This is a genomic window from Glycomyces dulcitolivorans (assembly GCF_003265355.1).
GTDB classification, from domain to species: domain Bacteria; phylum Actinomycetota; class Actinomycetes; order Mycobacteriales; family Micromonosporaceae; genus Glycomyces; species Glycomyces dulcitolivorans.
The window spans coordinates 1-20121 of the sequence record NZ_QFRW01000082.1 but is presented as its reverse complement, the minus strand read 5'-3'; the positions used below and the strand labels follow the sequence as shown (position 1 = coordinate 20121).

Below are 20121 nucleotides of genomic sequence, written 5' to 3'. Positions count from 1 at the left end.
ACCGCGCCCCGGTCGCCCGCGCGGCGGGGGACCCAGGCGAGGCGCGCCCCGGTGGCGCGGGCCAGCCGCACCGCCGCGGAGAACGCGCCCTCGACGGTGGCGAGGCGCTCCCCGAGGAGGATGACCGCGCCGTCCTCGCCGAGGGCGTCGCGGATGTAGCCGCCGCGGGTCCAGCCGTCGAGCAGCTCGGCCTCTTCGCCGGGCAGGGACTCGATCAGGTTGGCGTTGAGCTTGCGGGTGCCGCGGGTCGCGAACGGGGCGACGACGTGGACGCGCTGGCCCTTGTTGCGGACCGCTTTGCGCAGGCGCAGGAACGCGATCGGGCATTCCTCTTCGACTTCGAGGCCGGCGGCGAGGACGACCGGGGCGTTCTCCAGGTCCTCGTAGGTGACCGCGCCGCTGGAGGGGTAGACCCCGGCGACGGCGTGGGCGAGGAACTCGGACTCCTCGGTCGAGTGCGGCCGGGAGCGGAAGTCGATGTCGTTGGTGGCGAGGGCGATCCGCGCGAACTTGGAGTACGCGTAGGCGTCTTCGACGGTGAGTCGGCCGCCGGTGAGGACGCCGACGCGGCCGGAGGTGTTCTCTCCGGCGGTGCCGAGTCCGGCGGCGGCGCGGCGCAGGGCCTCGGGCCAGGACGCCTCGCGCAGGGACCCGTCCGCTTCGCGGACGAGCGGTTTGGTGATGCGGTCGGCCGCGTCGATGTAGGACATCGCCCAGCGGCCCTTGTCGCAGTTCCACTCCTCGTTCACGGCCGGGTCGTCCCCGGCGAGGCGCCGGAGGACCTTGCCGCGGCGGTGGTCCGAGCGCTGCGAGCACCCGGCCGAGCAGTGCTCGCACACGCTGGGGGTGGAGACGAGGTCGAACGGCCTTGAGCGGAACCGGTACTGGGAGCCGGTGAGGGCGCCGACCGGGCAGATCTGGACGGTGTTGCCGGAGAAGTAGGACTCGAACGGCTCGTCCTCGTAGACACCGACCTGTTCGAGGGCGGAGCGCTCCATGAGTTCGATGAAGGGGTCGCCGGCGACCTGGTCGGAGAAGCGGGTGCAGCGCGCGCACAGGACGCAGCGCTCGCGGTCGAGGAGGACCTGGGAGGAGATCGGGAGCGCCTTCTTGTAGTGGCGCTTGTCCTTGGCCTCCATGCGGGTCTCGGTGCGGCCGGTGCTCATCGCCTGGTTCTGGAGCGGGCATTCGCCGCCCTTGTCGCAGACGGGGCAGTCCAGGGGGTGGTTGATCAGGAGGAACTCCATGATCCCCTCCTGGGCGTCCTTGGCGACCTCGCTGGTGTGCTGGGTCTTGACGACCATGCCCTCCATGGCGGTGGTCGTGCAGGACGCGGCGGGCTTGGGCATGCCGCGTCCGTTGCCCATGTCGGGGACGTCGACCAGGCACTGGCGGCAGGCGCCGGCGGGTTCGAGCAGCGGGTGGTCGCAGAACCGGGGGATCTCGATGCCGAGCTGCTCGGCGGCCCGGATGATCAAGGTGCCCTTGGGGACGGTGACCTCGACGCCGTCGATGGTGAACGTGACTTGATCGGTCATGTCTAGTGGGCTCCGATCTTCTCTGCGTCGAAGAGGGGCTGCTTGTTGCCCTCGATGTAGTCGAGGTAGTCCTGCCGGAAGAACTTCAGGGACGAGGTGACGCAGGAGGTGGCGCCGTCGCCGAGGCCGCAGAAGGAGCGGCCGAGGAGGTTCTTGCAGGCGCTCTCCAGGAGCTTCAGGTCCGAGAGTTCGCCGCGGCCGGAGAGGATGCGCTCGTAGACGCGGACCATCCAGTAGTTGCCTTCGCGGCACGGGGTGCACTTGCCGCAGGACTCGTGGGCGTAGAACTTGATCCAGCGCCAGCAGGAGACCACCGGGCAGTCCTGGTCGGAGAAGATCATGACCGCGGTGGTGCCGAGGATGGACCCGGCCTTGGAGACGGAGTCGAAGTCGAGCGGGACGTCGATGGAGTCGGCCGAGAGCATGGGGGTCGAGGACCCGCCGGGGGTGAAGAACTTGAGCTCGTGGCCTTCGGTCATGCCGCCGGCGAGTTCGATGAGCTCGCGGAGCGTGGTGCCCATGACGCACTCGTACTGGCCGGGGCGCTTGACGCGGCCGGACAGGGAGTAGATCATCGTGCCCGCGGCGGTCTCGGTGCCGAGGTCCTTCCACCACTGGGCGCCGCCGAGCACGATGTGCGGGACGGCGGCGATGGTGCCGACGTTGTTGATGCAGGTGGGCTTGTTGTAGAGCCCGTGCGTGGCGGGGAACGGCGGGCGCAGGCGCGGTTGGCCCCGCTTGCCCTCCAAGGAGTCCAGGAGGGCGGTCTCCTCGCCGCAGATGTAGGCGCCTGCGCCGGAGTGGATGACGACGTCGAGGTCGAATCCGGAGCCGAGGATGTCCTTGCCGAGGTAGCCGGCCTCCTTGGCCTCCCGCACCGCGTTGCGCAGGCGCCGGGCGGCGTGGATGGCTTCGCCTCGCACGTAGACGAAGGCCCGGGACGCCTTGATCGCGTACGAGGCGATGATGATGCCCTCGATGACGGCGTGCGGGTCGTTCATCATGAGCGGCAGGTCCTTGCAGGTGCCCGGCTCGCCTTCGTCGGCGTTGACGACCAGGTAGTGGTCCTGGCCGTCGTCGGGCACGAACTGCCACTTCATGCCGACGGGGAAGCCGGCGCCGCCGCGGCCGCGGTGGCCGGAGTCCTTCATGAAGGCGATGAGGTCGGCTTCGGAGTGCTTGAGCGCCTTGCGGAGCGCCTTGTAGCCGTCGAGCTGCTCGTAGACGTCGAGGCGCCAGGCGCCGGGCGAGAGCCAGCGCTTGGTGACGACGGGCTTGAGCTTGTCGAGGACGGCTTCGCGGGGACGCCGGGGACCGGGCACGGTTACGCTCACTTCGCTTCCTCGGGTTCTTTGGCCAGCAGCGGGGCGTTCGGGTCGTACGCGGGCGCGGCGATGCCGGCCTCGGCGGCGAGGCGGGCCCCGGCGAGGGTGGCGTCGCCCTGGGCGTTGCCTTCGAGTCCGGCGGTGCGCTCCTCCTCGAATCCGGCGAGCTGCACGGAGATCTCGCGGAGGGTGCACAGCGGGGCGCCGCGGCTGGGGATCGGCCGGCGGCCTTCCTTCAACTCCCGCACCAGTTCGATGGACTTGTCCTCGTCCATGTCGTCGTAGAACTCGTAGTTGACGGTGACGACGGGCGCGTAGTCGCAGGCGGCGAGGCACTCGGCGTGTTCGAGCGTGATCTTGCCGTCGACGGTGGTCTCGTTGTGGCCGACGTCGAGTTCGTCGCTGAGCGCGTCGAAGACCTTCTGCCCGCCCTTGGCATGGCAGAGGGTGTTGGTGCACACCGAGACGAGCCAGTCGCCGGCCGGTTCGCGCTTGTACATGGTGTAGAAGGTCGAGACCGCCTGCACCTGGGCCTTGGTGATGTCGAGGACGTCGGCGCAGAACGCGATGCCGTCCTCGGAGACGTAGCCGTCGTGGGACTGCACGAGGTGCAGGAGCGGCAGGAGCGCCGAGCGCTCGCGGCCCTCGGGGTAGCGGACGAGGATGGCCTCGGCCTGCTCGCGGATCTTCTCCGGGTAGTTCACCTGTCGCAACCTCCCATGACCGGGTCGAGCGAGGCCCCGCCCGCGATGACGTCAGCGAGCAGTCCGCCTTCGGCGAGCGCCGGGATGGACTGGAGGTTGACGAAGGAGGGCTCTCGCAGATGGACGCGGAACGGCCGGGTGCCGCCGTCGGAGACGGCGTGGATCCCGAGCTCGCCGCGGGGCGCCTCGATGGCGGTGTACACCTGCCCGGCCGGGACGCGGAAGCCCTCGGTGACGAGCTTGAAGTGGTGGATCAGCGCTTCCATCGACTGGCTCATGATGTGCCGGATGTGGTTGAGGCTGTTGCCGGAGCCGTCCGCGCCGAGGGCGAGCTGGGCGGGCCAGGCGATCTTCTTGTCCTCGACCATGACCGGGCCGGGTTCGAGCTTGTCGAGGCCCTGGCTGATGATCCTGAGGCTCTGGCGGATCTCTTCGAGGCGGACCACGTAGCGGGCCCAGGCGTCGGCGCCGTTGTGGGTGGCGACCTCGAAGTCGTAGTCCTCGTAGCCGCAGTACGGCTCGGTCTTGCGCAGGTCCCAGGGGAGTCCGGCGGAGCGGAGCACGGGGCCGGTGACGCCGAGGGCGAGGCAGCCGGAGACGTCGAGGTAGCCGACGCCCTGGGTGCGCTCCTGCCAGATGACGTTGCCGGTGAGGAGGCCCTCGTAGTCGTCGAGGCCCTTGGGCATGTACTCGACGAAGTCGCGGATCATCTGGACGCCGTTGACGGGGAGGTCCTGGGCGACGCCGCCGGGGCGGACGTAGGCCATGTTCATGCGCAGGCCGCAGACGGCCTCGAAGATGTCGAGGATCTTCTCGCGGTCGCGGAAGCCGTAGATCATCATCGAGAGCGCGCCGAGCTCCATGCCGGTGGTCGCGAGGGCCACGAGGTGGGAGCTGATGCGGTTGAGCTCCATCATGATCACGCGGATCACGTCGGCGCGCTTGGGGACCTGGACGCCCAGCAGTTTCTCCACCGCGAGGCAGTAGGCGGTCTCGTTGAAGATCGGCGCGAGGTAGTCGGCGCGGGTGACGAACGTGGTGCCCTGGACCCAGGTCCGGTACTCCATGTTCTTCTCGATGCCGGTGTGCAGGTACCCGATGATTGGGCGGACCGAGCGGACCGTCTCGCCTTCGAGTTCGCAGACCAGGCGCAGCACGCCGTGCGTGGACGGGTGCTGCGGGCCGAGGTTGATGATGAGGCGCTCTTCGTTGACGGGGTCGACCGAGGAGACGAGCTCGTCCCAGTCGCCGCCGGTGACGGTGTAGACGCGCCCTTCGGTCGTGTCGCGCTCCGCCGCGTAGGCGTCGGCGCCAGCCTCGGCGAACGCTTGCGGAGCCGTAGATCCGGCACTGTCCGTTGCGGTCACTTGTAGGACCTCCGTTCGTCCGGCGGCGGGATGTGGGCGCCCTTGTACTCGACCGCGATGCCGCCCAGCGGATAGTCCTTCCGCTGCGGGTGGCCCTCCCAGTCGTCGGGCATGAGGATGCGGGTCAGGTGCGGGTGGCCCTCGAAGACCACGCCGAACATGTCGTACGCCTCGCGCTCCTGCCAGTCCGCGGTCGGGTACACCGAGGTCACCGAGTGGACGACCGGGTTGTCGAGGCCCACGGCGGTTTCGAGGCGGACGCGGCGCCGGTACGTCATCGACGTCAGGTGGTAGACGACGTGGAGGCGGTTGCGCTGGTCCGGGTAGTCCACACCGGACACGGAGTTGCACAGCTCGAAGCGGAGGCTCTCGTCGTCGCGCATCGTCTTGCACACCTCTTCGGTGCGGTCGGGCGCGATGTAGACCGTGAGCTCGCCGCGGTCGATGACGACCGCGCGGGTGACGTCCTCGCCGAGGAGCTCCCGGAGGGCCCCGACGACCTCGTCGAAGTAGCCGCCGAGCGGCTCGGAGGTCGAGACGATCTCCCCCGCGGTCGGCGCGGCCTGCACGAGGCCGCCGAACCCGGAGGTGTCGCCGGAGTCCCCGGCGCCGAAGAGGCCCTTGCGCTGCTCGGGGGGCCGGTTCTCGTCGCTCATCGCTTCGCCACCGCCTTCCGGATGCGCAGCTGCTCCTCGGTCCCGGCCTTGACGGCCTCGGTCCACTCCTTCTTGCGCTGCTTGTCGAAGCGGTACGAGGAGGGCATCGCGCCAGGCTTGACGACCGGCTCGGGGAGGTCGGCGAGGGCCTGCCGGCGCTTCTCCCCCAGGGGCTCGTGCTGGACCTTCTCGTGGAGCTTGAGGATCGCGTCCAGGAGCATCTCGGGGCGGGGCGGGCAGCCGGGGAGGTACATGTCCACGGGCACGACGTGGTCGACGCCCTGGACGATCGCGTAGTTGTTGAACATGCCGCCGGAGGTGGCGCACACGCCCATCGACAGGACCCACTTCGGCTCGGCCATCTGGTCGTAGATCTGGCGCAGGACGGGGGCCATCTTCTGGCTCACCCGCCCGGCGACGATCATGAGGTCGGCCTGGCGCGGGCTGGCCCGGAAGACCTCCATGCCGAAGCGGCCGGTGTCGTAGCGGGCCGCGCCCGTGGCCATCATCTCGATCGCGCAGCACGCGAGGCCGAACGTGGCGGGCCACATCGAGGCCCGGCGGGTCCAGTTCACCAGCGCTTCAACAGTGGTGAGGATGATGCCTTGCGGGAGTTTCTCTTCTACACCCATGGTGGAGCCTCAGTCCCAGTCCAGTCCGCCGCGGCGCCATTCGTAGGCGTAGGCGACGAACAGCGCGGCGATGAACATGAGGACGGCCCAGAACCCGAAGATCCCGAGCACGTCGTGGTGGACCGCCCACGGCACGAGGAAGATGATCTCGATGTCGAAGACGATGAACAGCATGGCGGTGAGGTAGAACTTCACCGGGAACTTGGTGGGACTCGACGTCGTGGGCGCGGGCTCGATGCCGCACTCGTACGGGTCCTCCTTGGCGCGGTTGCGGCGGCGGGGGCCGGCGATCCGCGAGGCGATGACCGAGACGACGCCGAAGCCGCCTCCGATCGCGAGCATGATGACGACCGGTACGTAGACTTCCAACTTCAGAGCCTCCTTCCCAGGGCAGGTGTGACGAACCGCATCCCGTTGACGATCCGGTCGGCGGCGTCCCGCCCGGGCCGGTCGGTGAGGTTCGCGAGCAGTTTCAGTACGACGCGCATCAGCGCGGGACGCTTCAGGCCGTGCTCGGTGCACAGCTTCATGACCGCGGGCTTCCCGATGAGGTGGGTGAAGATCCCGCCCATGCGGTAGTAGGAGCCCCAGAGGTCGTCCATGCGGCCGGCGTAGGTGCGCAGGACGGCTTCGCGGCGGGGGACGCTCGGGGCCTTGAGCGCTTCGGCGACGACCTTCGCGGCGACTTCCCCGGCCTCGATGGCGTAGGCGATGCCCTCGCCGTTGAACGGGTTGACCATGCCGCCGGAGTCGCCGACGAGCATGAGGCCGCGGCTGTAGTGCGGGGTCCGGTTGAAGCCCATGGGAAGCGCGGCGCCGCGGACGGGGCCGTCGGCGTTCGCCTCGTCGGCCAGGCCCCACTCCTCGGGGGTGTTGGCGAGCCAGTCGCGAAGCAGGGCACGGTAGTCGGTCTTGCCGTAGCCCTCGGAGGAGTTCAGGACGCCGAGGCCGGCATTGACGCGGCCGTCGCCGAGGCCGAAGATCCAGCCGTAGCCCGGTTGCAGGACATCGGGTTCGGCGGCGGTGCGCAGCGAGAGCCAGGATTCGAGGTACTGGTCGTCGTGCTTGGCCTCGGACTTGTAGTACTGGCGGACCGCGACGCCCATGGGGCGCTTCTCGTCGCGCTTGAGGCCGAGGGAGAGGGCGAGGCGGCCCGAGACGCCGTCGGCGGCGATGACCAAGGGGGCCTTGAAGGTCAGCGTCTCGCCGTCCCGGACCGCGGTGACGCCGCAGACGCGGCCGGCGAGGTCGAACAGGGGCGCGGTGACCTTGGCTCCGGTCAGCAGCCTCGCGCCGGCCTCGACGGCCTTGTCGGCGAGGATCTGGTCGAAGTCGAACCGGGTGCGGGTGAGCCCGTAGTCGGGGAAGTGGTCGAGGGTGGGCCAGTCGAGCTCGATGCTGACGTCGTCGGCGACGACGCGCAGGCCGCGGTTGCGGATCCAGCCGGCGGACTCGGAGGTGTCGACGCCCATCTTGAGCAGCTGGGCGACCGCGCGCGGCGTCAGGCCGTCGCCGCAGACCTTCTCCCGCGGGAGGCGGGTCTTCTCCAGCAGCAGTACGTCGAGGCCCCGGGCGGCCAGGTGGTGGGCTGCGGCCGAACCACCGGGCCCGGCGCCGACGACGATGACATCGGCATCCGGGGCTGCGTGAGTGGTCACGGGCGTCCTCTCAGGCGGATGGGGTGGTGATCATTTACACGACCGACCCGCTTGTGAAGATCTTCACAAGCGTTTGCAGCCAGTCTAGAACTTCGATATCTACGCCCTGTCACTTAGGTCCGCCTAAGTTGTCATTATTCGAGGTCACGAGCCGTACGCGCGTACTTGAACCAGAGTTGCGGGAGCGATTGGAGCGGCTGCCGTGGCGGCGCGAACGAGAGTGATAAAGCCGACAATTGATGCCCCAGACAACTGTCGATGCCTGGAAACACTCTCGTAACACGAAGGAGGATCGCGATCACTCCCCCGCGGGGCTGATTCGCAAACCGGGCACAGGGTGGCGAGCACCACATGGTTCGAATTTGAACTTCCACCGCGGTCACCGCTATGGTCGATGGGTAATTCAAATCTGAACTACCTAACGCTTTCCTGGAAGAGGCAGAACATGACCGTCGAACCCGTCAAGGTCTCCGTGATCTTCTACTCGGCCACCGGCAACGTCACCGCGCTGGCGAAGCAGATCTCCGAGTCCGCCGAGAAGGCCGGCGCCGAGGTGCGCCTGCGCCGTGTGGCCGAGCTGGCCCCGCAGGCCGCGATCGACTCGAACCCGGCCTGGGCCGCGAACTTCGAGGCGATCCAGGAGATCCCCGAGGCCACCGCGGACGACATCCTCTGGGCCGACGCCGTCGTCATGGGCTCCCCGACCCGCTACGGCAACGTCGCGGCGCAGCTCAAGCAGTTCATCGACACGCTCGGCCCGCAGTGGTTCCAGGGCCTGCTCGCCGACAAGGTCTACTCCGGCTTCGCCGCGGCCTCCGGCAAGCACGGCGGCAACGAGTCCACGCTGCTCGCGCTGTACAACTCGTTCCACCACTTCGGCGGCATCATCGTCGCCCCCGGCTACGCGAACGAGACCCTGTTCGCGAACGCCTCGCCGTACGGCGTCTCGCACTTCAACGGCTCGGACATCGACGAGACCACCCTCGCCGGGGCGACCGCCCAGGCCGAGCGCGTGGTCGCGACCGCCGCGGCCCTGAAGGCCGGCCGCGCCGCGATCGCCGCCTAAGACAGCACGAACGCCCGGTCGGATCCCCAAGGGCACCTGCGGGAACCGGCCGGGCGTCGGCGTATCTAGGAGGTCTGGATGCGGGCGACGATGCGCTTGGCCATGTCGCCCAGGACGCGGACCTCGTCGCGCGAGAACTCGTCGAAGATGAGCGAGCGCACGGTCCGGACGTGGCCGGGGGCGGCGTTCTTGAGCAGTTCGCGGCCGCCGTCGGTCAGGGTGGCGAGGGTCGAGCGGCCGTCGGTGGGGCAGGCGTAGCGGCGCAGGTGGCCGTCGTCCTCAAGGCGGCGCGCGACGTGCGAGAGGCGCGAGAGCGAGCCGTTGCAGAGGTAGGCGAGGTCGCTCATGCGCATGGTCTGCTCCTCGGCCTGCTCCAGCACGGCGAGGACGCCGTACTCGAAGTGGCTCAGGCCGACGTCGGACCGGAGGGACTGGTCGAGGGCGCCGGGCAGCCGCATGACCAGGCCGATCAGCGGCAGCCAGGCCGCCATCTCCTCGTCGTCGAGCCACGGCGCCTCATCACTCATGCCCCAAGCTTAACTTCACTACTTGATTCCTCAAGGAACCCGAGTAGCATTTTCATTGAAGGTTCAAGAGACTGGAGTTCCCGATGTCCACCCGTCCCGGCACCGCGTTCGACGCTTTCCTGGAGACCACCGCGCCCCGCGCGGCCGAGCGCCGCGACTGGACGCCCGACGACGGGGCCCTCCCGGCGCTGTACCTCAGCCACGGCGCGCCGCCGCTGTTCGACGAGGCCGAGTGGATGGACCGGCTGTTCGCGTGGGCGCAGGGCCTGCCGAAGCCCAAGGGCATCCTGATCGTCTCGGCGCACTGGGAGTCCGCGCCGCTCATGATCTCCAGCCCGAACGCGGGCACGCCGCTGGTCTACGACTTCGGGGGCTTCCCCGAGCGGTACTTCAAGATGACGTACGAGACCCCGGACGCCTCGATGATGGCCCGCCGCGTCGCGGCCGCGATGCCCGACACCGAGCCGGTCCACCAGAGCCCCAGCCGCGGCCTCGACCACGGCGCGTGGGTGCCGCTCAAGGTCATGTACCCGCACGGCGACGTCCCGGTCCTCCAGCTGTCGATCCCGACCCACGACCCGGACCGCCTCATGGACATCGGCCGCCGCCTGCGCCCGCTGCGCGAGGAGGGCTACCTCGTCGTCGGCTCCGGCTTCATGACCCACGGCCTCCCGTTCGTCGACTTCCACCACCCCGACCGCATCCCCGGCTGGTCGGCGGACTTCGACGTGTGGGCCTCGGAGGCCCTGGCGCGCGGCGACATCGACGAGCTCGCCCGCTACCGCTCCCAGGCCCCCGGCATGCCCTACGCCCACCCCACCGTCGACCACTACATCCCGCTCTTCGTCACGTACGGCGCCGCCTCGGAGCAGGAGCAGGCCGCAGAGACGGTCATCGACGGCTACTGGTTCGGCCTCTCGAAGCGCAGCTTCCAACTGGCGTAGCCGATCTAGACGGTGCCCGGCTCCGCGACCCACTCGGCGGGCTGACCGGTGATCTCCGCGATGGTCGCGAAGTCGCGGTCGTAGTGCAGGATCGTCAGGCCCTCTCGTGCGGCCACGACGGCGAGCATGGCGTCGACGAGGGAGGCGCAGCGGTGCTTGCCGTGCTCGGTGAGCCGCTGCTGGAGTTCGAGGGCCTCGGCGAACACGTTGTCGCCCATAGGCACCCAGGGGAACGCGGGGATCATGATCGATTTCAGCCGCTCCCGGTCGGCCCGGTCCCGGGCGGAGAAGAGCAGTTCGAATTCGGTGGCGTCGCAGATCGCGATCAGTCCGCGGCGGTGCAGCGGGTCGAGCCGGGCCTTCACGGGTTCGAGACCCCAGCGCGACAGTGCGCTGGTGTCTCCCAGGTACTTCGTCACGAGCGGAGTTTCCGCCGCACCTCGGGGTCGGCGAGCTCGGCGAAGTACCCGCCGGAGGCGAGTTCGATGAACTGCTCGCGTGCTTCCTCGGCGATTACGCGACGCACCGCTACGTCGATGGTCTCCTTGATGGTCGAAGTTCCGAGAATCGCCTGGGCACGTTCAAGTTGATCCGTATTGATGTCAACCGTCGTCTTAGCCATATCATTCACCTCCACTTGGACGTAGAAGAACAGGACTTTAGTATAGCCGATCCAGCCGATCCAGCCGATCCAGCCGATCCAGCCGATCCAGCCGTAAGCGCCGAGTGGCGCCCGGCCTTCGGCCGGGCGCCACTCGATGTTCGAACTCGGTCTATTTGAAGCCGCGGTGCATGGCGACGGCGCCTCCGGCGAGGTTCCTCCAGGCGACCTTGCGGTAGCCGGCCTTGACGATGCGGTCGGCGAAGTCGGACTGGCTGGGCCACTCGAGGGTCGACTCGGAGAGGTACCTGTAGGCGTCGGGGTCGGAGCCGACGCGGCCGGCGACCTTGGGGAGGACGTGCTTGACGAAGACGCCGTGGGCCTTGCGGTAGGGCTTCCAGACGGGGGTGGAGACCTCGCACAGGACCATGCGGCCGCCGGGGGCGAGGACGCGGAGGATCTCGGTGAGGCAGGCGTCGAGGTCGGCGACGTTGCGGATGAAGAAGGACCCGGTGACGGCGTTGAACGTGTTGTCGGCGAACGGCAGGTGCAGCGCGTCGGCGTTCACGAGCGGGACCTGGCGGTCCTGGTGCGCCTGGAGCATGCCGAGGGAGAAGTCGACGCCGATGACGTCGGCACCGGACTTGGCGAGCTCGACGGTGGAGACGCCGGTGCCCGCGCCGAGGTCGAGGCAGCGCTCGCCCGGCTGGAGGCTCAGGGCCTCGCGCACGGCGCGGCGCCAGCGCTTGTCCTGGCCGGCGACCATGACGGTGTTGGCGCGGTCGTAGTTCGGCGCGACGCGGTCGAACATCGCCGCGATCCGGCCGGGTTCTTTACGCGGGGTATTCGCTTCGTTCGCCTCGATCACAACGACAGCCTCGCACACCCCGCAGAGAAAATCCGCCGGAGCCCTGTCGGTGTGGGCCCCGGCGGATCAAGGGGTTATATCGGGCGCGCGCAGGGGTCACGCGTCGCGTGCGGCCATGAGGGAGCAGGGATCGGCCGCGCGCTCGCCCGGTGAGGGAGCTTCGCTGGGGTCCGTCGGAACTGCTTGGGGGGCAGTCGGAGGCGTCGCGGTCGGTGATCCGGTCACTGCGCCTCCTCGTCGTCGATGGGACCCGGCGCAGTCGCCGCGGCTCATTCTGGGATGACGCTGAGAGATCCCCCGAGTGCGGTCTGCGCTACACGATGAGCTTGACGCATGGACGCTGTGATGTCGATCTATGAAACCGAACCGTTATCGCGTGTAACCCATCTGATAACTGGCAGGTGGGGACGGTCACAGACCGTAACGGGGCAAAAGTGGCGGCGGGGCGTGCATCGTGCACGCCCCGCCTTCTCCAGGGGATACACGGAGAGGCGGGGACCTCTCCGGTGAATCGAGACTTAAGGCACCGTGAACAACACGTGCCTCGTTCAGCATTGCGGAAGAACTGGCCGCTCGGCAAGTGCCGAGACCGAAGTGTTACCTCCTGGGACAGAAGTTACCGCTTGGTGGGACGGCCGCGCAGGATCGTGGCGGTGCAGTTGCCGGCGGCGCCGGTGACGAGGGCGGCGTAGGGGTCGCCTTCGGTGGGGACGTCGAAGACGGCGAGGTCGGCGCGGGCGCCTTCCTTGAGGACGCCGACGTCGTCGCGGCCGAGGGCCTTGGCGCCCCCTTGGGTGGCGGCGCGGACGAGCCATTCGTTGAGGCCCTCGCCGCCGTCGCCCTGGCCGAGGGCGATCTTGCGGAGGACGGGCCATTCGGCGGCGACGTCGAGGTCGGGGGCGGAGGCGCGGGAGTCGGTGCCGATGGCGACGGTGTTGCCTTCGGCGCGCAGGGCGGCGACGGGGGGCTCGCCGGCTTCGAGGCGGGCGTTGGAGCGGGCGCAGAGGGCGACGGCGGTGCCCTTGGCGCGCAGGAGCTCCCGGTCGGTCTTGTCGAGGTGGACGCCGTGGGCGACGTGGGAGTCGGCGCCGAGCCAGCCGACCTTGTCCATCTGGGCGGCCGGGGAGTGCCCGGCGCCGCCGTCGGCGAGTTCGAGGGCGAGGCCGGCGCGGCGGTTCATGAACGCGAACGGGCCGGAGCCGCGGCGCACGAACATGTCCTCGTGCATGGTCTCGGCGAGGTGGGGGTGGAGGCGGATGTCGAGGGTGCGCGCGAGTTCGGCGAGGCCCTTGCCGACGTTGGTGCCGAGCGTGTAGAGCGTGTGGGGGCTGATGCCGACCGCGACGTCGGAGTTGTTGACCGCGCGCGTGTCGGTGACGACCTCGCGCCAGCCGTTGCGGCGGACCTCCCAGGCGGCGTCGTCGATGAAGCACGCCTCCCAGTAGGCGACGCCGGCGAGGTCGGAGGCGAGGAGCGGCGCGAAGCCGGCGGCGGGGGTGACGACGTCGGCGACGGCGGTGACGCCGTGGCGCAGGGACTCGTCGATGCCCTCCTGGACGGAGGACTTCCAGGCCTCATCGGCGGTCTGGGGGTTGCGGCGCGCGAACTCCTGGATCCACTCGAAGAACTCCTTCTCGTTGCCGTACATGTCGGCGAACGAGGTGTAGCACAGGTGGGTGTGGGCGTTGACCAGGCCGGGCGTCATGACGCCGGTGAACGCGGTGGTCTCGTCGGCTTCGGGGGCGCCGTCGGCGGGGCCGACGTAGGCGATCCGCCCGCCGTCGACCCCGACCGCGCCCTCCCGGATCGGATCGCCCGCGAGCGGGACGACGACAGGGGCGGTGTAAACGTGCATGGCCCGAGCTTACTCAGGGTTCCTATGCGGATGCTTCCAGCGCCGCGTACGCGGGTCGGACGACCTCTTCGAGGAGGCGGCGCCGCTCGGGCTGGTGCAGGAACGCGGCCTTGACGGCGTTCTCGGTGCAGCGCTTGACCTCGGCCCAGCCCCACCCGAAGGTCTCGGACAGCAGCTGGAATTCGCGCGAGGTGTGCGTGCGGCTCATGAGCCGGTTGTCGTTGTTGACGGTGACGCGGAAGCCCAGGTCGAACAGCTCCTTGATCGGGTGCGTCTCGATGGACTCGGCGCCCTCGGTCTGGAGGTTCGAGGACGGGCACACCTCAAGGGCGATGCGGCGGTCGCGGATGTAGTGCGCGAGGTTGGAGAGCTTCGCGTCGTCGCCGGTGAGGTCGATGTCCTTGATGAGCTGGACGCCGTGGCCGATGCGGTTGGCGCCGCAGACCGAGACCGCGCCCCAGATCGACTCCGGGCCGACCGACTCGCCCGCGTGGATGGTGAACGGCATGTTCTCGCGCCGCAAGTAGTTGAAGGCCTCCACGTGCGCTTCGGCGGGGTTGCCGATCTCGCCGCCGGCGATGTCGAAGCCGACGACGCCCTTGTCGCGGTACGCGGTCGCGAGCTTGGCGACTTCGAGGGTGCGGTCGGCGTGGCGCATCCCGCACAGGATGGTGCGGGCCTGGATCCGGTTGCCGGCCTTCTCGGCGAGGCGCTCGCCCTCCTCGAACCCGGCGAGGGTGGCCTCGACGACGGCTTCGAGGGAGAGGCCGCCGCGGAGCTGCTGCTCGGGGGCGTACCGGATCTCGGCGTAGACGACGCCGTCGGCGGCGAGGTCCTGCGCGGCCTCGGAGGCGATGCGGAAGCAGTGCTCGGCGGTCTGGGACACGGCGATCGTGTGGTCGAAGGTCTCCAGGTAGCGCGCGAGCGTGCCCGAGTCGGCCGCCTCGAAGAACCAGTCGGCGAGCGCGGCGGCGTCGTGGGCGGGGAGCTCGTGGCCGATCTCGTCGGCGATCTCGATGAGCGTCTGCGGGCGCACGCCGCCGTCGAGGTGCTCGTGGAGGACGACCTTCGGGGCCGCGACGAGCTGGTCATGGGTCAGCGCTTTTTTCGACAGTGCCTTGGCATTCATCCCATGAATATAGTCAGGCGGTTTCGCGCGCCGCCTTCACAGGCGCACCTCGTCCCAGTGGACGGGGCGCTCGTTGTCGAAGACCACGGCCCATTCGAGGGCCCAGCGGCGGTGCCACACCAGGTTGTCGTCGACGCCGCGCGGCAGGGGCTGGCCCGAGCGCCGCGACTGGTCGCACACCCAGTCGAGGCAGTAGTAGAAGTCGAGCATCTCGGCGACCACGCCGGGATCGCGGGTGGGCGTGAGCTGGCGGTCGCGCCAGGTCCCGAAGGACTCGGGGCGGCGCAGGTCCGGGAGCAGTTCGGGGAGCTGCTCGGAGCAGGGGACGGCGGGGTCGAGGTGGTCGACCAGGCCGAGCAGCCACGCGACGGTGTACAGGCTCTCCAGCTGGTCGGCGTAGCGGCCGCGGTCGCCTCTGCCGCAGGCGATGAAGCCCCACTCGTCGGGGGCGAGGTGGTCGAGGACGTGCGCGTCGAGGAGCCAGCGCATCGCGAGCTCCTCGGGCATGTCGAACACGCGGGCCTGCACGATGTTGAGGATCGCGGCCCGGGCCTCGACGTGGCCGCGCGGGCGCAGGCGGGGCAGCCGGCCCTCGGGGAACGGGAGCGGGAGCTGCGCGGGGGGCGCCGGTATGCCGAGCGCACCTAGGCCGTCCACAGTGCGCATACGAAGGGTTCGGGGATCTGCGGTCACCGTCGGCATGGGGCTCCCTACCACTTTTGGGGTTCACCTGTGGGGGTGAGTGCGCGTTCACTCGGTGGGGGTGGTTGTGAAGAACTGTAGCGTCAGACACAGCCTGGAGTCAACGTGGCCCACGGAATTAGCACAGGTTCCATACACGTGTTACGCAGGTGTTTCGCTAATCCGGTCGCGAGTCGCAAGTGTCCGGAGGGGCGGATTGACCGCCTTGTGACACCTGCCGTTCGACACCTGTTCGAATGGCGCGCGCTAGAAGCTACTTCTGAGTAGGCCCGCCGCAACGGAACCCGCACGGAGGCCGGGCCGCGCGCGGGGTCCGGCCTCCGCGCCACGCCGGTCAACGGGCATCCTTAAGACGTGAGCAGTCTCCAAGTCGTCGCGAACCGGTACCAACTGGTCCGCCCGATCGGCGCGGGCGGCATGGGACGCGTCTGGCAGGCCGTCGACCAGCGACTCGACCGCGAGATCGCCGTCAAACTGGTCAAACCCGACCTCCTCGACGGACCGCAGCGGTATGAGGCCGCCGCGCGGTTCCGCCGCGAAGCGCGCGTCACCGCCCAGATCGGCCACCCCGGCGTCCCCGCGATCTTCGACGCCGGACTCGACGAGGACTCCGGCGAGCTGTTCCTCGCCATGGCGTACCTCCCCGGCCTGAACCTGCGCGACCTCCTCGACGAGACCGGGCCGCTCCCGGCGGACTGGACCCTCGCGATCGGCGCCCAGCTCGCCTCCGTTCTGGAAGCGGCCCACGCCAAGCAGGTCATCCACCGCGACCTCAAGCCCGCCAACATCATCGTCGGGCCCGCAGGGCTCGTGCACGTCGTGGACTTCGGGATCGCCGCCGTCCTCGACCTCGACGCCGCCCGGCTCACCGCCACCGGCGACAAACCGGGCACGCTCAACTACATGGCGCCCGAGCAGATCCGCGCCCAGCCGGCCGGGCCCGCCGCGGACCTGTACGCCCTCGGCGCGCTCCTGTACGAGATGTCAACCGGCGAACGGCTGTTCGCCGACCGCGGCTCCGCGTACGAAGTCCAGACCGCGCACCTCAAAGAACTGCCTGATCCGGTGCGGCGCAAGCGGCCCGACATGCCCGCCGAACTCGACGGACTCGTCTCCCGACTCCTGTCGAAGGAGCCCGCCGACCGCGGGTCCGACGCCGCCGCCGTCTACCTGCGCCTCGCCGAACTCCTCGCCGCCGCCGCGCCCTCCAAGGCCCCCACCCGCGACTGCGGCGACCCCACCTGGCCGTTCCGCGCCCCCCTCGCACCCGCAAGGGTCGCAGCCGAAGCCGCCGCCATCAGCGCCACGCCCACCGCCGACCGCGGCACCGAGCGCCTCGCCGAAGCCGACCACGCCTACGCCGCCGGGGACTACAACACCGCGCTCAAGGTCTTCCGGTCCCTCGCCAAGGACTTCGAGACGCCGGACCCGGCACTGGCACTGCACTGCCAGGTCCGCGCCGCCCAGTGCCTCGCCGCCCTCGGCAACGCCGCCAGCGCCCTCGCCGGGCTCTCCAGCGTCATCGAACGCCAGCGGCGACTCATGGGCGAACGCGCCCGCCCGGTCCTGCGCTCGCGCCGCGTCGAGATCGACATGCTCGCCGCCGTCGGCAACGGCCCCGAAGCGCACCGCCGCCTGGCCGGACTCGTCCAGGAGATGGCCGCCGCGTTCGGCCACGCCGATGCCGATACCATCGAAGCCGAACGGCTGCTTCGGGCCTGGTCCGCGCCGCCCCAGGCCGGCCCCGGGTGGCTGCCGCAGCCCTCGACCTCGCCTGGGAGTCCTCCCCGATGACCGCCCCCGGTCCCTACGCCCTTCCCGCCAATGAGAAGAAGCAGCTGGCCACGCATCGCGTCGGCCGCGCCGCCACCTACCTGTGGGCCCTCTCGCCGGTCCTCACCTGCGGGTACGCGGCCCCGATCATGCTGGCCATCGCGCTGGCGCGGCGCCGCGACAACCTCGTGCTGGCCGCGCTCATCGTGCATTCGGCGCTGCTGACGTCCTCGTGCCTGGTCATGGGCACGTTCGCGGACCAGACCCCGCTGTGGGGCGACGTCCTCATCTACTCGTCGTGGTTCCTCGCCGCGATCGGCGGGACCGCGCAGCTGCTGGTGATCCGGCCCCTGGTGTTCCCCGCGGGGGCGCGCCCGGAGGTCCCGGTGGCGCAGCTGTCGAACGCCGAGGTCCTCGACCGGGCAAGGAAACTGCGCGACCAGGCCCGGCGCACGGCGGAGGCGGACCCGATGCTGGCCAAGCGCCTCGCGATCGGCCGCCCGGACCTGCCGCGCCAGTTCGACGACGGCGGCCTGGTCGACGTCAACCACGCGCCCCTGCACATCCTGACGTCGCTGCCGGGGGTGACCGAGCGCAGCGCCCGCCAGATCCAGGAGTGGGTCGAGCGGTCGGGCCCGTTCGCGAGCCTCGGCGAGGTGATGCTGGTGATCGAGATCAGCCCGACGTTCGAGCACCACCTGCGCGAGTACTGCGTCTTCATTCCCTAACTTCAGTTCGGCCAGGACGGCGACGGCGGCGCGGGACGCGTCGTCGGCGTACGTCGAGGGGAACGCGTCGACCAGGCGCCACCCGGCGCGGCGCAGTGCGCGGTGGCGGTCGAGGTGGGCGCGGGTCCCGTCGGGGTGGACGGCGCAGACCACGCCGAACGCGGCGTCGCCTTCGCCGACGACGAGGTCGATCTTCCAGTGCCCCACGGGGTATCCGTGCCTGACGGCGGCGTCGGCGCCCGAGAGGGCGTCGGCGAGTTTGACGCACCAGTCGCCTTCGGCGCCGTCGCCGGGGATCGCGGCCGGGGCGCGGTCGGCGTAGTCGAGGAACTCGCCGACGAGCCCGCCGGGGTCGCCGAGCGCGGTGACGACGTGCAGGTGCTCGCGGGCGCGGGTGACCATGACGTTGAACAGGTTCGCCCCGGCGAGGAACCGCTTGCGCCCGGCCGGGTCGCCGGGGGCGACGCCGAGCGAGGCGATGACGGTCTCGGACTCGGAGCCCTGGAAGGCGTGCACGGTGCCGGTGCGGATGCGGTGGGCGCGAATGGCTTCGAGGTCGAAGCGCTTCATGACGGCGGCCTCGATCGCCTCGGCTTGGGCGCGGAAGGGCGAGAGGACGGCGAGGCCGCGTTCGCCGTTGGAGACGAGCCCGGTCAGGAGGCTCAGGGCGCCTTCGACTTCGGCGGCGAGGACGCCCTGCTCGTCGGCGGCGGGGGCTTCGACGCGGTGGACGGTGATCGCGTCGGTCTGCTGGACGCGCGGGTGCGCGGTGATGGGCCGGACCCGGCCGCCGTAGAACTTCGCGGAGGAGAAGCCGATGAGGTGCGGGACGCTGCGGTGGTGCTCGGTCAGCTCGACCACGGGCCCGGCGCCGCACGCGAGGTCGTAGAGGCTGACGCGGCCGGTGTCGAGGCGGGCCTCGATCGCTTGCAGCCCATGGCGTTCGAGGACGTCGTGGAGGCGCGCGTCGGAGGCGAAGGACACGAACTTGAGCTGGCGGGGGTCCCCGGCGATGACGGCGCGGCGGGCGCGGGCGAGCACGGGGGCGGCGCGCAGCTGGTTGACGTGGCTGGCCTCGTCGATGATGACGAGGTCGAAGGCGCCGGCGCGGGCGGGCAGGACCGCTTCGGCGTCGGCGACCGTGCCGATCCACAGGGGGCGGGCGCGCAGGAGGGCGTCGGTGTCGACGTGCTCCAGGATGCCGCGCCGCTGCGCGCGGTCGCCGCGGAACCGGGCGGCGCTCAGTTCGCTGAGGGCCCGGGCGGCCTTCCTGGTGAGGCGGTCGGGGCCGCCGGCGTCGGCGAGCAGGGCCGCGCCGACGCCTTTGGCGGCGGCCTCGTCGGCCTGTTCGAGGTTGCGCCACAGGGGTTCGAGGCGGGGGCCGCCTTCGGCGGCGAGGCGGGTCATGGCCTGCATGTCGCGGGCGATGCCGAGGGAGCGCTGCAGCGCGGTGGAGTCGGTGTCGGTTCCGGCGAGCCTGAGCAGTTCCCTGCGGGCTTTCTTGCGGCGCCAGCGGGTCCAGGGCCAGCCGCCTTCGCCGCGGGAGGCTGCGGCGGCGGCTTCGACGGCGTCGAGGTCGGCGTCCCGGAGGCCGGGGAAGTCGTCGAGGAGGAACACGGGCGCGTCGAGGGCGCGGAGGCGGCGGTGCTCCAGGTCGAGGCGGGTTTCTATCGCCCGCTCGATACGCGTGAGGAGGTCGAAGGCGTCGGCGGCCTCTCGCCGCAGGTCGTCGCGGTCCTTCGCGGGGAGGGGCTCGGGGACTCGGAACCCGTTCCTCTCGGTGTCGCCGAACATGAGCGGTTCGGGCCCGGGGCGGCGGGCGAGGATTCCGGCGAGGACGTCGGCGGCGAAGACCGACTGGGTGGCGATGAGCACGGACTGGCCGCGGGCGACGGCGTCGAGGGCGATCGCGGCGAGCGTGTGGCTCTTCCCGCAGCCGGGCGCGCCGGCGACGACGGTGACGGGCGCGGTGCGGGCGCTGCGGACGGCGGCGGCCTGCTCGCGGTTGAGCGGCAGCGCGGAGCGGATCTCGCCGTCGCCGGGCGCGG

The 20121-nt window shown here is 70.2% G+C and carries 18 protein-coding genes and 2 pseudogenes; 4 read left to right on the top strand and 16 right to left on the bottom strand.

Going from position 1 to position 20121, the window contains the following annotated elements; translation table 11 throughout:
* The 8 genes and pseudogenes from DI269_RS08490 to DI269_RS08455 all read right to left on the bottom strand — a co-directional run.
* A partial coding sequence (locus DI269_RS08490; protein ID WP_115509837.1) for an NADH-quinone oxidoreductase subunit G occupies window positions 1-1538 on the bottom strand: 1538 nt, incomplete at its 3' end.
* Window positions 1539-1540: 2 nt separating this feature from the next.
* Window positions 1541-2872, bottom strand: coding sequence for an NADH-quinone oxidoreductase subunit NuoF (gene nuoF / locus DI269_RS08485; RefSeq protein WP_232822671.1), 1332 nt, complete (start codon window positions 2870-2872; stop codon window positions 1541-1543).
* 17 nt (window positions 2873-2889) lie between these two features.
* Window positions 2890-3567, bottom strand: a pseudogene (gene nuoE, locus DI269_RS08480) (NADH-quinone oxidoreductase subunit NuoE); the annotation flags it as partial.
* A complete protein-coding gene (locus DI269_RS08475; protein ID WP_112134722.1) occupies window positions 3564-4934 on the bottom strand; it encodes an NADH-quinone oxidoreductase subunit D in 1371 nt (456 codons plus the stop codon). The gene DI269_RS08475 and the pseudogene nuoE, both read right to left, overlap by 4 nt.
* Window positions 4931-5590, bottom strand: a complete 660-nt coding sequence (locus tag DI269_RS08470; protein WP_112134720.1) for an NADH-quinone oxidoreductase subunit C — start codon at window positions 5588-5590, stop codon at window positions 4931-4933. Before DI269_RS08470 ends, DI269_RS08475 begins: the two co-directional genes overlap by 4 nt.
* Window positions 5587-6222 (bottom strand): NuoB/complex I 20 kDa subunit family protein, encoded by a 636-nt coding sequence (locus tag DI269_RS08465; RefSeq protein ID WP_112134718.1) that lies wholly within the window; start codon window positions 6220-6222, stop codon window positions 5587-5589. Before DI269_RS08465 ends, DI269_RS08470 begins: the two co-directional genes overlap by 4 nt.
* A 9-nt stretch (window positions 6223-6231) precedes the next feature.
* A complete protein-coding gene (locus tag DI269_RS08460; RefSeq protein WP_112134716.1) occupies window positions 6232-6591 on the bottom strand; it encodes an NADH-quinone oxidoreductase subunit A in 360 nt (119 codons plus the stop codon).
* A 2-nt stretch (window positions 6592-6593) separates the two neighbouring features.
* Entirely contained in the window at window positions 6594-7880 is a 1287-nt protein-coding gene (locus DI269_RS08455) for a geranylgeranyl reductase family protein (protein WP_112134715.1), read from the bottom strand.
* Between the two features lie 445 nt (window positions 7881-8325).
* On the opposite strand from DI269_RS08455, the gene wrbA reads away from it, so the two are divergent.
* Window positions 8326-8946 (top strand): NAD(P)H:quinone oxidoreductase, encoded by a 621-nt coding sequence (gene wrbA / locus DI269_RS08450; RefSeq protein ID WP_112134713.1) that lies wholly within the window; start codon window positions 8326-8328, stop codon window positions 8944-8946.
* Between the two features lie 65 nt (window positions 8947-9011).
* Here the strand turns inward: wrbA and DI269_RS08445 are convergent, their stop codons facing one another.
* Window positions 9012-9473 carry a MarR family winged helix-turn-helix transcriptional regulator gene (locus DI269_RS08445; RefSeq protein WP_112134711.1) on the bottom strand — a complete coding sequence of 154 codons (462 nt, stop codon included), beginning with the start codon at window positions 9471-9473 and terminating at the stop codon, window positions 9012-9014.
* 83 nt (window positions 9474-9556) lie between these two features.
* Here DI269_RS08445 and DI269_RS08440 point away from each other — a divergent pair, with 83 nt between their 5' ends.
* Window positions 9557-10417 carry a dioxygenase family protein gene (locus tag DI269_RS08440; RefSeq protein WP_112134709.1) on the top strand — a complete coding sequence of 287 codons (861 nt, stop codon included), beginning with the start codon at window positions 9557-9559 and terminating at the stop codon, window positions 10415-10417.
* Between the two features lie 5 nt (window positions 10418-10422).
* Here the strand turns inward: DI269_RS08440 and DI269_RS08435 are convergent, their stop codons facing one another.
* The 6 genes from DI269_RS08435 to DI269_RS08415 all read right to left on the bottom strand — a co-directional run bounded on the left by DI269_RS08435 (window position 10423) and on the right by DI269_RS08415 (window position 15536).
* Window positions 10423-10836 carry a PIN domain nuclease gene (locus DI269_RS08435; RefSeq protein ID WP_112134707.1) on the bottom strand — a complete coding sequence of 138 codons (414 nt, stop codon included), beginning with the start codon at window positions 10834-10836 and terminating at the stop codon, window positions 10423-10425.
* Entirely contained in the window at window positions 10833-11039 is a 207-nt protein-coding gene (locus tag DI269_RS26915) for a type II toxin-antitoxin system VapB family antitoxin (RefSeq protein ID WP_157974840.1), read from the bottom strand. Before DI269_RS26915 ends, DI269_RS08435 begins: the two co-directional genes overlap by 4 nt.
* Window positions 11040-11190: 151 nt before the next feature.
* Window positions 11191-11829: a class I SAM-dependent methyltransferase gene (locus tag DI269_RS08430; RefSeq protein ID WP_112134705.1), complete on the bottom strand. Its 639-nt coding sequence runs from the start codon at window positions 11827-11829 to the stop codon at window positions 11191-11193.
* A gap of 673 nt (window positions 11830-12502) precedes the next feature.
* Window positions 12503-13741 carry an amidohydrolase family protein gene (locus DI269_RS08425; RefSeq protein WP_112134703.1) on the bottom strand — a complete coding sequence of 413 codons (1239 nt, stop codon included), beginning with the start codon at window positions 13739-13741 and terminating at the stop codon, window positions 12503-12505.
* Window positions 13742-13763: 22 nt separating this feature from the next.
* A complete protein-coding gene (locus tag DI269_RS08420) occupies window positions 13764-14870 on the bottom strand; it encodes an adenosine deaminase (RefSeq protein WP_112134701.1) in 1107 nt (368 codons plus the stop codon).
* A gap of 36 nt (window positions 14871-14906) precedes the next feature.
* Window positions 14907-15536, bottom strand: coding sequence for a DUF4272 domain-containing protein (locus DI269_RS08415; RefSeq protein WP_157974839.1), 630 nt, complete (start codon window positions 15534-15536; stop codon window positions 14907-14909).
* A 390-nt stretch (window positions 15537-15926) separates the two neighbouring features.
* On the opposite strand from DI269_RS08415, the gene DI269_RS28600 reads away from it, so the two are divergent.
* Window positions 15927-17366, top strand: coding sequence for a serine/threonine-protein kinase (locus DI269_RS28600; RefSeq protein ID WP_112134697.1), 1440 nt, complete (start codon window positions 15927-15929; stop codon window positions 17364-17366).
* Window positions 17321-18073 carry a helix-hairpin-helix domain-containing protein gene (locus DI269_RS26910; protein ID WP_157974838.1) on the top strand — a complete coding sequence of 251 codons (753 nt, stop codon included), beginning with the start codon at window positions 17321-17323 and terminating at the stop codon, window positions 18071-18073. Before DI269_RS28600 ends, DI269_RS26910 begins: the two co-directional genes overlap by 46 nt.
* Window positions 18074-18496: 423 nt before the next feature.
* On the opposite strand, the pseudogene DI269_RS29020 reads toward DI269_RS26910, so the two are convergent.
* Window positions 18497-19480, bottom strand: a pseudogene (locus tag DI269_RS29020) (DEAD/DEAH box helicase); the annotation flags it as partial.
* Window positions 19481-20121: the final 641 nt, after the last annotated feature.

What these genes read in the sequence shown, in the direction of transcription:
- DI269_RS08430 (WP_112134705.1), bottom strand. Translation starts at nt 11,829, where the DNA reads ATGTTCGACCGCGTCGCGCCGAACTACGACCGCGCCAACACCGTCATG.
- DI269_RS08445 (WP_112134711.1), bottom strand. Translation starts at nt 9,473, where the DNA reads ATGAGTGATGAGGCGCCGTGGCTCGACGACGAGGAGATGGCGGCCTGG.
- DI269_RS08470 (WP_112134720.1), bottom strand. Translation starts at nt 5,590, where the DNA reads ATGAGCGACGAGAACCGGCCCCCCGAGCAGCGCAAGGGCCTCTTCGGC.
- DI269_RS08465 (WP_112134718.1), bottom strand. Translation starts at nt 6,222, where the DNA reads ATGGGTGTAGAAGAGAAACTCCCGCAAGGCATCATCCTCACCACTGTT.
- DI269_RS08420 (WP_112134701.1), bottom strand. Translation starts at nt 14,870, where the DNA reads ATGAATGCCAAGGCACTGTCGAAAAAAGCGCTGACCCATGACCAGCTC.
- DI269_RS08415 (WP_157974839.1), bottom strand. Translation starts at nt 15,536, where the DNA reads ATGCGCACTGTGGACGGCCTAGGTGCGCTCGGCATACCGGCGCCCCCC.
- DI269_RS08440 (WP_112134709.1), top strand. Translation starts at nt 9,557, where the DNA reads ATGTCCACCCGTCCCGGCACCGCGTTCGACGCTTTCCTGGAGACCACC.
- wrbA (WP_112134713.1), top strand. Translation starts at nt 8,326, where the DNA reads ATGACCGTCGAACCCGTCAAGGTCTCCGTGATCTTCTACTCGGCCACC.
- DI269_RS26915 (WP_157974840.1), bottom strand. Translation starts at nt 11,039, where the DNA reads ATGGCTAAGACGACGGTTGACATCAATACGGATCAACTTGAACGTGCC.
- DI269_RS08425 (WP_112134703.1), bottom strand. Translation starts at nt 13,741, where the DNA reads ATGCACGTTTACACCGCCCCTGTCGTCGTCCCGCTCGCGGGCGATCCG.